This window comes from Martinezella calliandrae, from assembly GCF_030272695.1.
In the GTDB taxonomy this organism is placed as follows: domain Bacteria; phylum Pseudomonadota; class Alphaproteobacteria; order Rhizobiales; family Rhizobiaceae; genus Rhizobium; species Rhizobium calliandrae.
In genome coordinates, this window is sequence record NZ_JARFYN010000016.1 from 38,545 (window position 1) to 51,261 (window position 12,717).

The window sequence follows — 12,717 nt, forward strand, 5'->3', positions numbered from 1 at the left end:
ATTGATATGCAAAGAGTGTTCAGCCTATTCTTCACCGCCATGCTTTCATTGGCAGGCATAATCGTGGCGGCGCCCGCCTCAGTCGCCCAGGCAGGTGCGCGCGACGGCGTCGTTGTTCTGGAGAGCCGCTACTCGGTTGATGAGACCGTCAGCAAGATCAAGGCCAGTGTCGCCGAAAAGGGCATCATGCTGTTCGATGATATCGATCAGGCGGCTCTCGGCACTGCCGCCGGCAACGAGGTGCGTCCTTCGCGGCTGATCTTGTTCGGCAATCCGGCATTGGGAACGACATTCATCACCGCCAATCCCAGAGCCGGGCTCGATTGGCCAGTCCGCGTTCTCGTCTACGAAACGAAGGACGGGACGGCTCGCGTCGCTTACACAGATTTTAGCTGGATCGCGCGACGCCACGGCATCACCAACCGCGATAAGGAGTTCAAGATGGCGTCTGACGTCACCAAAGCGGTGACGGAACCGGTCAGCCAATGAGTCGAACATGCTGATGCCCTATTGGCATCTGGGTCGAAGTCGCTGCATGTGCCCGACCGGTAGGCTTGAAAGAAGGTCTTTTGTTCGGCGTTTCCGGCGTGAGGGCACGGCTCGTTGCTGACGCGCCAATAGATCCAACACGCGGCGCAATGCGTTGGGGGTGCAATGCGCCGCGTGGAGAACGTCCCCGGCCATGCGACGGGAGACGTTTGGCGCAGAAATAAGTTCGACGCACAGATTCCGCCGTTTACCGAATAGGCGAACGCGGTTCTGCTGGACGATGTAGATTTCGCACGGCTGCTTGGAGACGCACGAAGTCGTATGGGCCTGCTTTCCGCGCTGATACCATTGCGAACCCGGTCCAGCACCCTTGTGTTGGACCTCATGGGGAGTATGGCCATATCTCCAACGGGAACGAGACTTCATCGACAGCAGCAGGAGAAGCAGCTCCACGAGCTGCATTCGAATACAATCTGAAGCTGGCACGGTTGTAAGTGTTGGAGCGGGCGCGCTCCATTTCAAACAGAAGTTTCCGCCAGACTACAATCCCAAAGGCCACTGCTGATGCGCCTGCATGACGGTCAAAATCTCAATGTCCTGGCCGACACGGTAAGGAATGATATAGGGAATATCCGCCAGCACCACCTCACGCGTGCCTTTGATACGGCCGGCACGCCCCGTCGCCGGAAAATCCGCCAGCATATCGACAGCCGAGACAATTCGAGCGACAACACGCGCGGCGGCGTCGGGATTGTCCTTCTGGATAAACTCGCCAATTTCATCAAGCCGTCGCAACGCCCTTAACGTCCAGCGAATGCGCTTCCGACTCATGATTAGCGTGCGGACTTGACGTATTTCCCGACAACCTTCGCCACGTCGTCGTCGCTGGCGAATTCACCCCGGTTGGCTTCCGCCAACCCGGTTTCGATCTCGGCAAGCTGCCACTCTTCACGAGCGACATAATCCTCAATCGCCTGAGCGGCCATATACGAGCGGGAGCGATCGAGCTTTTCCGCGATCTGGTCAAGCTTGCTGGCGGTTTCGTCTGAGACGCGAACGGTGAACGCAGTCATGGCATCCAACTATCCTTGGTTCACTATAATTATTGGTGAACCAACGTGGTTCGTCAAGGTTCTGCTCATGTAGGGGGCTTTCGATTGGGTAATGGATTCCGGTCATCGGGCTCTGACCTGGTGACCGGATAGGGACTTTTCCATTTTTAAGGCCCGCCAAGCGGGCTAACAAATCGGCAAGCGATTTGTGACGATACCCGTTCGGGTGTCCTACCGGACCTTGCGGACCCGGCTTTCGTCACGCCATCGACATCAGCCTTCTGACACTACAGTTCCAGGCCGCGGCAAAAGTACTAAGTCCGCCGCTTCGTTGGCATCCTTGAGCAGCGTCTTGCGCGGCGTGCCCATCTGCGCACGCATAGTCAGACCACGGGAAAGGTCGAGAACCTGGCTCGCGCGCACGGTTACGGGAAAGTCAGAAGGGATTTCTCCCGCGCTGATCCCGTCGCAGTAACGGCGTTCCACGAGCGCCAGCCCGCCAGCCATGGCGTCTTGCAGGAACTGCCTGACCTCAGCGTCGTCTACGAGGGGCGCGATGCACACCAATAGACATCCTGGTGCGGCCCCTTCCTCAGTCGCAGCTTCTACTGCGTGCCTCAGGAAGCCGACCAGCGAGTCGCGAAGAGCCGGCGGCGAGAAGAGCGCCTTCGCAGCGCGCGCGCCCTTCGCCTCGGCATACGCTCGAAGGGCGCGCAGGAATATCGCCCGTTTGTCCCCGAAGACGGAATACAGGCTCGGCCGTCCCACACCCATGCCTGCGACGAGATCGTCAATCGTTACTCCGTCGTAGCCTTTCGACCGGAACACCCGGACCGCTTTGTCCAGCGCGTCCCTCTCGTCGAAGCTACGCGGCCGCCCGCGCGGCCTCTCAGCATTTTGAAACATTTAGTCTGAAACTCCTTGACCGCTACCTTTGCATCAATATATAACTAAATAGTTCAAAAATGACAAGGCGGCTCCTAATTTCGTGGGGCTCCGCCGAGCTCACCCTTGGTCACGGAGCCGCCATGGAACATTCAATCGCTCTCGTCACCGGCGCCACCTCCGGGCTCGGTTATGCGTCGGCCCGCTTACTCGCCGCCAAGGGCTACCGTGAGGTCATCATTACCGGGCGCAGCCTGGCGGGCGCGAAGGAAGCGGCCGCGCAGCTCGCGACGGAGACCAAAAAACAAGTCTTCGCGCCGCTAGAGCTCGACCTAGACAAGCCGTCCAGCGTTCAATCTGCTCTCGCCGAACTGGCCAAGCGAAATCGGCCAATCGATTTCTTACTGCTCAATGCAGGGTTGGTTCCCTTTAAGCAGCGCAAGCTCACCGCTGCGGGTGTCGAATCTTCGCAGGCTCCGCTTATCGGCCATCATCAACTGACTATCGGGTTGCTCCGCGCCAATCTGCTGAGCCCCAAGGCGCGGATCGTCATCGCTGGGGCGGAGCCTGCTCGCGGGGGTGTGCCCATGTTCAAATACACTGATCTGCCCGCCTTTGCGGCCAAACACTTCCGGGGCGATCGAACCGCCGCTGCTGAAGCCCTGATACGCAACGGGCCAGACGTGAAATATGTGCCAAACAACGCTTATGCCGACGCGAAGCTCATCATCACTTGGTGGGTCGCGGCGCTGGCCCGCCGGCTGCCCTCCGGCATGGCCGTGTACGCCGTCTCGCCCGGTGGGGCGACCGCCACCAAGGTGGTGCGAAGCGCCAGCCCGATGTTGAGGTTTGTGTTCATCCCGATCGTGAACCTCATCCCGGGCATGAATCAGACGCCGGAGACCGCGGCCAGTCGCTACATCCAGGCGTCGGAATTTGGAACCGACGCCTCGGGCCAATTCTTCGCCTCGGCCAAAGGCAAGTTCTCGGGCCCAATCGAAGTGCAGCGCGAGCAACACCTCCACGATCGCGACAACCAGGAAGCCGCGTGGCAGGCAGTCGTCAAGGTTTCCGGCGTCGACTTGCCGAGTCCAGTCTCCCTAAGCCCGGCATCCTGAAAGGGCGCCGAATCGCGGCGAAGTGATCGCAGCCCAGCTTAATTTCGGAACAGATAGTACGAAATGCGCTTGATCCCTGTCGCCGCACCCAATCAACATACCAAATAGTTCAAAACAGCTAAGCGCCACTAGCATCGCGAGGAGAATATGCATGGCACGGTACCTGGATAAAAAAGTGGTGATTATCGGGGGCACCAGTGGCATGGGGCTCGTGACGGCGAAGATGCTCCTCGATGGGGGCGCACGCGTTCTGGTGACGGGTCGCTCGCAAGCGGGCCTTGAATCGGCGCGGAAGGAGCTTGGGGCGGCCGCCATAGTGGTTTCGAGCGACGCGCGGTCGTTAACCGACATCGACGCTCTCGCCGCCCAGGTGAAGACCGAGTTCGACACCGTCGACCTGCTTTTCGTCAATGCCGGGTTCAGCATTCCAACGCCTGTCGCGAACATGACAGAGGCCATCTACGACGAGATGTTCAACCTCAACGCCAAAGGACCGTTTTTCGCGGTCCAGAAGTTCACGCCGCTGATCAAGCGGGGCGGCTCAGTCGTCCTCACGACCTCCGTTGCCAACGTCAAGGGATTGGCCGGCCAAGCCACATACGGAGCTGCCAAGGCTGCGCTGCGATCCTTCACTCGCGTGCTCGCCGCCGAGCTGCTTCCCCAGGAGATTCGCGTCAACGCGGTGTCGCCCGGCCCCATCGACACGGGCATTCTCAACAAGGTGATGCCCTCGGAAGACATGCGCACGCAGGTCAAGGAGCACATGCTTGGCATTATTCCGATGAAGCGCTTCGGGACGTCGGAGGAAATCGCCAAGGCCGTTGTCTTCCTCGCGTTCGAGGCGACCTTTACGACCGGCGCCGAACTGCCGGTTGATGGGGGCTGGTCGCAGCTCTGAAATCGACACGTCGGCATGGAGCCAACCTTGCCGCCACTTCTCGAAGGGATCTCTGATGGCGAACGTGGCTAACCATTCGGCCCCAGAGCAGGGAAAATTCCGCCGTGCCGTCGCGGCCGTCTGGGCCTTCCTGCAAGCGCTGGATTCCACCAGCTTCGACTACACGCTCGATCGCATCGAACGCTTGGAACAGGAGGTGGGACGACTGAGAGAGGAATTGAGTCAAAGCCGGGATCCGGCGGCGGGCGATGCCCACAAGTAGAGAGGCAACAAATGTTCTTATTGGAAAACAAGATCGCCGTTGTCACGGGTGGCAGCAGCGGCATCGGCCTCGCGACCGCCCAGAGGTTCGTTGAAGAGGGCGCCTATGTATTCATCGCCGGCCGCCGTCAGGCGGAGCTTGACAGGGCCGTCGCGGAGATCGGCAAGAACGTCACCGGCATAAAGACCGACATCTCACAGCTCGATGACCTCGATCGTTTCTACGAGGCTGTTGCGAAAAAGGGCAAGATCGATGTGATTTTTGCGGGCGCGGCCTTCGTCGAAAAGCAGATGACCGCCATGGTGACTCCCGAGCATTTCGATAAGACCTTCAACGCGAACGCCCGTGGCACGTATTTCACCGTTCAAAGGGCACTGCCATATCTGAATGATGGGGCTTCCATCATCCTCGTGGCGGCGGCCGGGAAAAACAAGGGCATTCCGGGCCGCAGCACCTACAGCGCTACCAAGGCAGCAATCCGGTCTTTTGCTCGGACGTGGACCAGCGAACTCAAGGAACGGGGGATCAGGACCAACGTGATCAGCCCTGGCGCGGTCGAAACGCCCATGTTCGACGATCAGTACCCGTCCGAAGACGGCGCCGCCGAAGCCCGAAAGCAAATCATTGCGATGACCCCATTGGCACGCTTGGCGCACCCCGATGAGATCGCCTGCGCAGCTTTATTCCTCGCCTCGGACCTAAGCAGCTACGTTGCCGGCATCGACCTTCCAGTCGACGGCGGCCTGACGGCCGTCTAGACCGAACCGAACTTCGAGGACTCAATGGCCGACTTCCCCTACCGGTGCACCCTAATCATCGGAGCCGGACCCGGCATCAGTGCTTCGCTAGCGCGGCGCTTGTCTAAGATGGGCTTGCGGCTGGTTTGCGATCGACGAGAAGGCGGGAGCTGAATTCCTGAGCGCGCACACCGGAATCATTCGGGGTGGCGACGAGCGAGCCATACCGCCCACGCTTCAACTACCGACCTTTCCGCCGGTTGGCTTCGGGCCGGCAGATAACGACGGCCTGGCGGCGAGGATCGAAGGGGCGATTATCGATATGCCCTGTTTCGTGACGGGCTGGCACTGCTCGGCGATCCGTTCCGCGGCCGCCTTCGCGACGTCGTCGTTTGGTCGCCTAAAGAAGGGCTGTCGCAACGTTAGCCTGTCGTCGTGCCGCTACTCGATGATGACGTTGAAAGAGGGATATGCCCTTCGGAAGGCGGCTAACACCCGATCGCGAGCCCGGTCCATCTCGCGAGCTGCTCCGTCGGTGAGCATGAAGGTTAGACAATCGGGATTGCCACGGCAGCAGGGCCTGATTTCGCCGGAGGACAGCAGCGTTTTGAATCTGCGGCGAAGCTGATCCAATTCATGGACCGTCAGTTCCAGAGCGCTGCGGATGCCGGCGTCGCGAATGTGATGAAGCGATGGAAATCGATGGATTTCGACGCCTTCACGTGTTTGCTCAGATGCCCGTGCTGAGAACGCGAATGGTGTCGTCGATTGCTTGCTGGAAAGCGGGAAGATTGCTCTCCTGATGAAACGCTGTTCGGAAAGCTGGTCGATCAAATGCACGAGCGAGCATGGCCAAGGCCTGCTCGTCGTCGATATCCGGGAACTGGTCAACAAATTCACGTAGTTCCGTTTCGGTGTCGAGAAACGGAACGCCCTCCACCAGGCGCCGTAGGAGGAATTCGGCTCGAAGTCAGAGATGCTCCTCACACTTCCACACCGGACCAGATCACAACTTTCGGGACACCAAGTTTCGCGGCTGCCGAGCGAACCTCGTCCTGCCGCTGAGCCGAGATACTGCCGCGGCACACGAACTTGAAAGCGTCAGGTTTGCCGGTCTTAGCTTTGACGGCGGCTGCCATATCCTTCTCGGCCTTTGCCTGAGTCAGGCTGCCGCGATTGACGCATTGAATAACGGTGCGTTCGTCCGGCTGGTCGTCGAATGGACGCGTGCCGACGATGTCGCGCCCTTGGTCGCTTCCCGTTTGGCCGACCCAAGCGAGATCAGTCCAGCCATCGCAAAGGTGATAGGCGAACACGAGGCGCTCGAACTCGGTGCCGCTGAAATCCCCGAAGTGAATCGGCCAAACCGTTCGAGCTATCGTCACCTGCCTACCTCCTGGCCCCCAGAGCTACGGAGCGGGTTGATGATCTGAATGTCTTCAAAGTCTTTTTCATTGTCGGTCACGACGACGCAGTGGTTGGCCTCGGCGATCGCAGCGATGATGGTATCGAGCGCGCTTCTGGGACGTCCCTTCGTCTTCCCGCCAGCCATAAGGCTGGCCCAGACGAGGCCAGCTTTCTCGTCGAACGACAGGACGCGGCCGGCGAACAGCGCTTGCGGACCTTCGGGGCCGGCGAACCAGGCTTCAAGGGCGCTACGTTTCTTGCCTTTGGGTTTTTCCAAGATGCCTCGGCGGATTTCGGCGACGGTGAGCGAAGCAATGAAGAGGTCGTCGTCTTTCTGCGCGCCCATCCAAGCCAGCAGCGAGTCTGACGGCTCCGGCTTTACGACGTTGCTGATGATATTGGTATCAAGCAGATAGCGCGTCACAGATCGACCTTACGCCCCTCTTCTCGCGGCCGGCTGAGGTCGAGATCCGCGCCAACCAGTGGCGAGCGACGCAAGGCGGCGAGAATGCCTCCCGCTTTCGGAGGTTCACCCGCCACTGCCTGCTGTATCGTCCGGCGAAGCTGGCCAGCTTCCGGACCGTCCTCCCTCAATTTCCGGGCAAGGGATCGAAGCAGATCGCGGTCGGCGTCGAGCGCCTGGATCTCGAACCGCGCGATGCCACGCTCAGTCAGTCGGGACCGATAGTTGTCGAGGGCTCTCTTCTGCGCACTGTTGCTCATCGCGTGCCTCCGTTCTATATCCAGATATATAGCCATGTTTTCTTTGGAGCACAAGGCTGATGGAATTGGTTGGAAGCCTCAGTGCTCAGCGGCCTCCGGACGCATCTCATGGAGCCCGAGCTCTTCAAGGAATTCTGCGACGAGTTCACGCGCGAGGTGAACCGGCTGCGGATTGGGCGCAACGCCGGGATCAACAGTCAGCACAAGGAGCGCGGATGGCAAGACCGAGACGGCTGAGGTGTTCTGGACGTTGGTTGATCAGGTAACGCTCGTGCCCGACGAGGCCGAGCTAGCGATTGTGCTGGGCGGCGACCTGGCTGATCGGTCAGCGCAATTCATCTCTTTGGAAGGGCAGCAAAAGCCGCTAGCAGGCTGGAAAAACTACGTGCGTGCCACTTTCCGCGCGAGCGCCAGAAATCCGAACAGGTGGGGCGAGCGGTTGTCCCGCCGATACATCCCCGAGAGAGAAATTCGGCTCGCTGATAAACCTTGAGAAAACGATCTTTCGGCCATTTGGCTGGCTCGATATCAACAGTCCCGCTAGTGCTTGGTCGAACGTTTGATGGCAAGGTCACCGACTGCTCTGTCAAGCACCGAATTGTCATCCAGTAAAAAAGTTTAATAGCGCCGTGGCCTTGCTATCAAGCTCTGAAAAAAGATGACTTGGAACGTTCCCGCAAAACCAGGCCACGCGCTTGAGCGAAAATCACCCTAACCACCTACCCGGCGACGCCTCCACTGCGCGGGGCTTGTCCCTTCAAGCTTTAAAAAATGGCGCCCGAAATGACTTTGGTCTACAAAGCCGCACGCAGCCGAGATGTCAGCCAGGCTCTCTTTTGATTCTGCCATTAGGGACTTTGCCCGCTCGACCCGTCGCCTCGTGATCCACTGGTGTGGTGCCATCCCGAGCGTTGTTCGAAATGCCCGCGCGAAGTAGCTGGCAGAAATGCCGCATTCCTGGCTTAGGACGGCAATTGATGGATCATTCGACAAATTTGCCTCAATGAAATCAAAAGTCCGACGAGCTTGCCATGGCGTCAGCCCTCCAGACACTCGCTCCGCCTTTTGCATGCCACTATAGGTGTTGATAACGTGATCATGCACGGCAAGCGCAACGTATTCCATAAATGCTGTCGTTAATTGAACAGAGCCCAGAATAGTCGGCAGCACCATTTGTGCAATAAGGTAAAGCGTCCTGTCCTCCTGTCCTAGCTGCCTCGACCAAAGACCGCCCACACGGGGAAGCCCCTTCTCGAAGGCCATTCCATCAATGGTGCTCTGGGGCAGATGAATTCGGATGCTATCATAAGCCGTGTCCAAGCTGACCTCGTTCTTCGATGTCAGGTCGAAAAGATAAGCTTTTCCTGGGTCTTGGACAACGGATTGTCGTAAGCCGTCTATCGACACCACACTGTATCGAGCCGATGCGAGAGGCACGTTGAAAACGAATGCTTCGTCGCGGGGAGAAGGGACCGAAAGACCTTGCTGCAATTCCACGCTCTTGAAATGCGAAAACGCGATTTCTGACGACCCGAAAACCCTGATGGACACCGAAGGCGGCGGTGGAATGTTGAACCCTTTGCCAACGGCTTGGGACACTCGATCTGCAAGCACGTCAACCCCTCCAGTCCGGACCTAAAAAGTCCCAAGCCCGCGTCGACCGCATTTCCAGCCGGCCGAGAGATCCTGAAACCTCAGGATCGTTATGATCAAATGATACCAACTCGGGCTCTTTTCTACCAGATTTTATCCGAGCGATCTCGCAGCGGTTGACGAATTCAGTGTTCATGAAACGAGCGGAGGCTGGTTTTGTAATCACTGTCTGCAGGGACCAATCCCACCGGACGTATCGACAAACATCACCACCGACATGCCTGGACTGGACCAAGTCTCGCGGCTTGCGGCTGCCCTGGATCGATGGCGATACGTACGGGAATACGCTGCGGCACCTTGGTAAAGTTCCCTGTCGCATTGTCAGGTTTGAGCGCGCTGAACCGACGCCGATCGAGGGCCCGACGGCGAGCGTAGTGGCAAACGAGATCATCGCTTCGGAAAGCAGCAACTCCGGGGCCTTGGTGAGATTGGTGGAAAACGATTCCATCCATGCAGCCAGTGCCGCAATCGCCAGCCCCGTCGCCCCGACAAACAGAATGTTCGTCGGGGTTACGACAGCCGCGGCCACGACGCAACCCGCAACTGCGGCGCAGACGAGGACGATGGAAAACGCATGGGTATTCACACTGAGGACTCCGGAATTTGACAGAATGCCGAACGCGATCGTCTGCTGGGCCAGAGCGAAGCGAAGCGCCAACACAACGAGGAGGAACCTGAACGGGCCTTGGGAGCCCAGCCATCGTAGGTCGAGCAGTGGCCGCGTCCTGCAGGATTCGAAGAGAACGGAAAGCACCAGGATTGGCACTGCCGCTGCAAGGCACCATCCGAGCCAGTCCCGATCCGTCCACCACTCGTAGCGGCCAAGGCCGATCACCGCAGTGAGAAGCGCCATTCCGACCGCGATCAGCGGGTAGGATATGAAATCAAGCGGCTCGAAGGTCCGCTCGCGCTCGCTTGGCGGCAGCCTTATCAGCCCAACGGCCGCCAGGCACACCATACCCAGGCCAAGTTCGAAGCAGTATAGCGTAACCCATTGATCGTGAATGAAGTCGTCGCCGGGAAAAAGCCTTGCGAGCGGCGTCGCGACCTGTGAAAGGGCAAGCCCGAGGACGGCGGCATTGAGGGCCTTCTTAGGCGGGAACGCTGACATGAAGTAGTATACTTATAGAGTCAGCAGGGGCGCGGCCGCTATGCCCGCCAATGCATGAACGTACACTGCCCTTGCCTGATCGACGGCGAATAGGTGAACCCCGGTGACGACGCAGAATGCGATGAGGCCGCCCATCGTGAACAGCCGAAGGCCGTACTGCTGGCGGAACTTCACGGCAAGAAGGTTCATGGTCACGAACGTCATCACGTAGGCAGTAGGTATCCATGCAGCCTCTACGGGGTCTGCCCCAAGCGCCCCGAGAAGGTACGAGGTGTTCGTCTGAACCAGCGCATTCCCAAATCCTGATGCAAGTCAAAGAACGGTGCCAACGATTGCGTAGACAATGCGACGATTTCTGGGATGAGTGGGCCTGGCAGGGCTTCCCGGAAAGATGGGCCGCTGCGACGGCCCTACCTCTATCGCGTCATCCTCAAAAAATCTCGCAGGCATCACCTCGTTCCTCTCGCTCCGGGAGTGGCATCTTCATCGATTTTTGGATTAATCTCTGATCCGTTCGGAACTCATTGGGAAAAACCGTCAAAACGGTCCTCAAACGCGGTCATGATCGAGGGGTCTATGCCGCCACTATGGTTGCCCTGAGCGTGAGCGGAATCAGAGCGCGCCTGCCTCAGCCAGGCCATCGGGCTGATTCCAGTGAGCCGGGTAAATGTGCGTGTAAAGTGCGGCTGATCGAGAAAGCCGACGTCCAGGGCGATATCGGCAATCGACATACCACCGTCGAAGAGCAATACTTTGGATCGTTCTAACCTTGCCAGCAGCACCCATTTGTGCGGCGTAGCTCCAAATGAGACCTGGAAGGCTCTGGTGAAATGAGACCGCGATAGGCCGATCATCTCGGCCAGTTCGGTTACCGGTATGTTCCTGGATAAATTCTCCTCCAGGTAAGCTCGCACGCGGCGCCTACGCCATGGCGACAACTGAGAGTTTCGCGCAGCACTTTGAGTGAACGTCTCGCGCCTTGCCAGCAACGCCCTCAACGCCCTAACCAGACTTTCACCGTATGAGAGGTTGTCTCGGTTGTGCTCGCGCAGTTCAACCGCCAGCAAATGACACAAGCCCATAATTCTAGGGTCTGCTATGGTGCGGTTGCCGGGGTTCAATTCCGCGCTTTGAAAATCGATGACAAGATGGGCGAAATTTCCTCTGCTCGAACCGCGTCCGGTTACTGCATGTCGCCCGAAAACCGCGAAATTCGAGACCTCTTCCGCATCGGACTCGGAGTCGAACGCTAGGTCGAGAGTTGCTTCGCCCCCTGTGCCTTCGACCAGAGCCACAAGACGCTGTGGACCCGACGAGTAGGAGACCTCGGCGTCACTGATGTGGGCTTCGAACCGAAACACGGTGGCGACAATTCCACTCCAGCGTCTCGTGTGGGTGGATATCAGCTGACACCCGCGGCATGTGGGAAGTATCTCTCCGAGCTTTTTGCCCGTAGCTCCCGCTGCCCGCGTGATTGTAGGGCTGCCGGCAAGTGTGGTCGCCACAGCAAATTGATCCATCGGGATTCACTCCATCTAACGCTCCAGCGCAATCTGTGAGCGTTCCCGACGAAACACGAGTAAATCGATGTAAATTGATGTTGCCGGCGCTCTCGCTCTTGAAAAGAGCTCCCGCGGTCAGAGGCATCCCGCGGGAGCTACATGCGCACGCAGCAAGGTCGACAGCGCCGCGAGATGAGGCATCGCGGAGGCGGTGTTGCGAGCACATCTGCCGGCGATTGGCGCGAGTATCGACCTTCTTGTCGGCGGCTCCTCAACCTACTCAGCGCGCGCGAGAATGTCTTTCACGAAAGTGCTTTCACGGAGCACGCGTTGAAAGTCAGCTATCCTTGTGGTCAAACGGCGAGCTTGACGTATTTGTGTAGTTAGACATAGGCACCTTCATATGACAACGGCACCTGGCTACGATCAGTGTCATTGTTTCGCGTCTCGACGAAGCAATCGGCACATTACTCGACTTTATGATGGATATCTGGCGCCCGCGCGTCTGTCCCTATCTCAGTTCTCCGCATTGAGCGTAATCGACCATCACCCGGATCTAGCCGTTGCCGAGTTTGGTCAAATCATGGTCATGGAGCGTACGACCCTCCTGAGGACTTTGAAGCCGCTCCTCGTCGAGGATCTGATTTTCAAGACTAAACGGAAGGGGCAGCGGTCGCACACCTTCAATCTGACCGCTGCCGGAACTGCCCGACTTAAGCAAGCCGCGCCACTTTGGCGGGCTGCTCAGGAAGCATTTACGATCGAAGTCGGCCTCACCCGCTCCGCAGAGTTGCTCGCACGCAATTTGGAAGTCGTGAAGATTTCTTCCACCTGAATGATGCCGTCCATGAGCTGTTTAAAGAGCTTCAAACGGGTATCT

General features: G+C 58.5%; 19 protein-coding genes. 8 read left to right on the forward strand and 11 right to left on the reverse strand.

Features of this window, described 5'->3' with window-relative positions; all coding sequences use genetic code 11:
* Window positions 1-6: 6 nt before the first annotated feature.
* Window positions 7-489 (forward strand): DUF302 domain-containing protein, encoded by a 483-nt coding sequence (locus PY650_RS14290; protein WP_285879961.1) that lies wholly within the window; start codon window positions 7-9, stop codon window positions 487-489.
* 540 nt (window positions 490-1,029) lie between these two features.
* Here the strand turns inward: PY650_RS14290 and PY650_RS14295 are convergent.
* The 3 genes from PY650_RS14295 to PY650_RS14305 form a co-directional block, all read right to left on the reverse strand.
* Window positions 1,030-1,320, reverse strand: coding sequence for a type II toxin-antitoxin system RelE/ParE family toxin (locus PY650_RS14295; RefSeq protein ID WP_285879962.1), 291 nt, complete (start codon window positions 1,318-1,320; stop codon window positions 1,030-1,032).
* A 2-nt stretch (window positions 1,321-1,322) separates the two neighbouring features.
* Window positions 1,323-1,562: a CopG family ribbon-helix-helix protein gene (locus PY650_RS14300; RefSeq protein WP_285879963.1), complete on the reverse strand. Its 240-nt coding sequence runs from the start codon at window positions 1,560-1,562 to the stop codon at window positions 1,323-1,325.
* Between the two features lie 252 nt (window positions 1,563-1,814).
* Window positions 1,815-2,447 carry a TetR/AcrR family transcriptional regulator gene (locus PY650_RS14305; RefSeq protein WP_285879964.1) on the reverse strand — a complete coding sequence of 211 codons (633 nt, stop codon included), beginning with the start codon at window positions 2,445-2,447 and terminating at the stop codon, window positions 1,815-1,817.
* Between the two features lie 122 nt (window positions 2,448-2,569).
* On the opposite strand from PY650_RS14305, the gene PY650_RS14310 reads away from it, so the two are divergent.
* The 4 genes from PY650_RS14310 (at window position 2,570) to PY650_RS14325 (ending at window position 5,462) form a co-directional block, all read left to right on the forward strand.
* Entirely contained in the window at window positions 2,570-3,544 is a 975-nt protein-coding gene (locus PY650_RS14310) for an SDR family NAD(P)-dependent oxidoreductase (protein ID WP_285879965.1), read from the forward strand.
* 151 nt (window positions 3,545-3,695) lie between these two features.
* A complete protein-coding gene (locus PY650_RS14315) occupies window positions 3,696-4,442 on the forward strand; it encodes an SDR family oxidoreductase (RefSeq protein ID WP_285879966.1) in 747 nt (248 codons plus the stop codon).
* Window positions 4,443-4,497: 55 nt separating this feature from the next.
* Window positions 4,498-4,704 carry a hypothetical protein gene (locus PY650_RS14320; RefSeq protein ID WP_285879968.1) on the forward strand — a complete coding sequence of 69 codons (207 nt, stop codon included), beginning with the start codon at window positions 4,498-4,500 and terminating at the stop codon, window positions 4,702-4,704.
* An 11-nt stretch (window positions 4,705-4,715) separates the two neighbouring features.
* Window positions 4,716-5,462, forward strand: coding sequence for an SDR family NAD(P)-dependent oxidoreductase (locus PY650_RS14325; protein WP_285879969.1), 747 nt, complete (start codon window positions 4,716-4,718; stop codon window positions 5,460-5,462).
* A 709-nt stretch (window positions 5,463-6,171) separates the two neighbouring features.
* On the opposite strand, the gene PY650_RS14335 is transcribed toward PY650_RS14325, so the two are convergent.
* The 4 genes from PY650_RS14335 to PY650_RS14350 are packed head-to-tail and all read right to left on the reverse strand — an operon-like array spanning window position 6,172 to window position 7,571.
* Entirely contained in the window at window positions 6,172-6,381 is a 210-nt protein-coding gene (locus PY650_RS14335) for a hypothetical protein (RefSeq protein ID WP_285879970.1), read from the reverse strand.
* 43 nt (window positions 6,382-6,424) lie between these two features.
* On the reverse strand, window positions 6,425-6,826 hold the full coding sequence (locus PY650_RS14340; protein WP_285879971.1) for a restriction endonuclease: 402 nt from the start codon (window positions 6,824-6,826) through the stop codon (window positions 6,425-6,427).
* A complete protein-coding gene (locus tag PY650_RS14345) occupies window positions 6,823-7,272 on the reverse strand; it encodes a PIN domain-containing protein (protein ID WP_285879972.1) in 450 nt (149 codons plus the stop codon). The genes PY650_RS14340 and PY650_RS14345 overlap by 4 nt, the downstream gene beginning before the upstream one ends.
* A complete protein-coding gene (locus PY650_RS14350) occupies window positions 7,269-7,571 on the reverse strand; it encodes a hypothetical protein (RefSeq protein ID WP_285879974.1) in 303 nt (100 codons plus the stop codon). Before PY650_RS14350 ends, PY650_RS14345 begins: the two co-directional genes overlap by 4 nt.
* Before the next feature lie 81 nt (window positions 7,572-7,652).
* Here PY650_RS14350 and PY650_RS14355 point away from each other — a divergent pair, with 81 nt between their 5' ends.
* The gene (locus PY650_RS14355; protein ID WP_285879975.1) at window positions 7,653-7,808 is read left to right on the forward strand and encodes a hypothetical protein; all 156 of its coding nucleotides are present in this window, start codon (window positions 7,653-7,655) and stop codon (window positions 7,806-7,808) included.
* 1 nt (window position 7,809) lies between these two features.
* Entirely contained in the window at window positions 7,810-8,064 is a 255-nt protein-coding gene (locus PY650_RS14360; protein WP_285879976.1) for a hypothetical protein, read from the forward strand.
* 218 nt (window positions 8,065-8,282) lie between these two features.
* On the opposite strand, the gene PY650_RS14365 is transcribed toward PY650_RS14360, so the two are convergent.
* The 4 genes from PY650_RS14365 to PY650_RS14380 all read right to left on the reverse strand — a co-directional run bounded on the left by PY650_RS14365 (window position 8,283) and on the right by PY650_RS14380 (window position 11,855).
* Entirely contained in the window at window positions 8,283-9,185 is a 903-nt protein-coding gene (locus PY650_RS14365; RefSeq protein ID WP_285879977.1) for a helix-turn-helix domain-containing protein, read from the reverse strand.
* Between the two features lies 1 nt (window position 9,186).
* On the reverse strand, window positions 9,187-10,335 hold the full coding sequence (locus PY650_RS14370; protein ID WP_285880068.1) for an efflux MFS transporter permease: 1,149 nt from the start codon (window positions 10,333-10,335) through the stop codon (window positions 9,187-9,189).
* A gap of 12 nt (window positions 10,336-10,347) precedes the next feature.
* Window positions 10,348-10,530, reverse strand: coding sequence for a hypothetical protein (locus PY650_RS14375; RefSeq protein ID WP_285879978.1), 183 nt, complete (start codon window positions 10,528-10,530; stop codon window positions 10,348-10,350).
* 326 nt (window positions 10,531-10,856) lie between these two features.
* Window positions 10,857-11,855 carry a helix-turn-helix domain-containing protein gene (locus PY650_RS14380; RefSeq protein WP_285879979.1) on the reverse strand — a complete coding sequence of 333 codons (999 nt, stop codon included), beginning with the start codon at window positions 11,853-11,855 and terminating at the stop codon, window positions 10,857-10,859.
* A gap of 511 nt (window positions 11,856-12,366) precedes the next feature.
* Here PY650_RS14380 and PY650_RS14385 point away from each other — a divergent pair.
* Window positions 12,367-12,672, forward strand: a complete 306-nt coding sequence (locus tag PY650_RS14385; protein ID WP_285879980.1) for a hypothetical protein — start codon at window positions 12,367-12,369, stop codon at window positions 12,670-12,672.
* The last annotated feature ends 45 nt before the right edge of the window (window positions 12,673-12,717 follow it).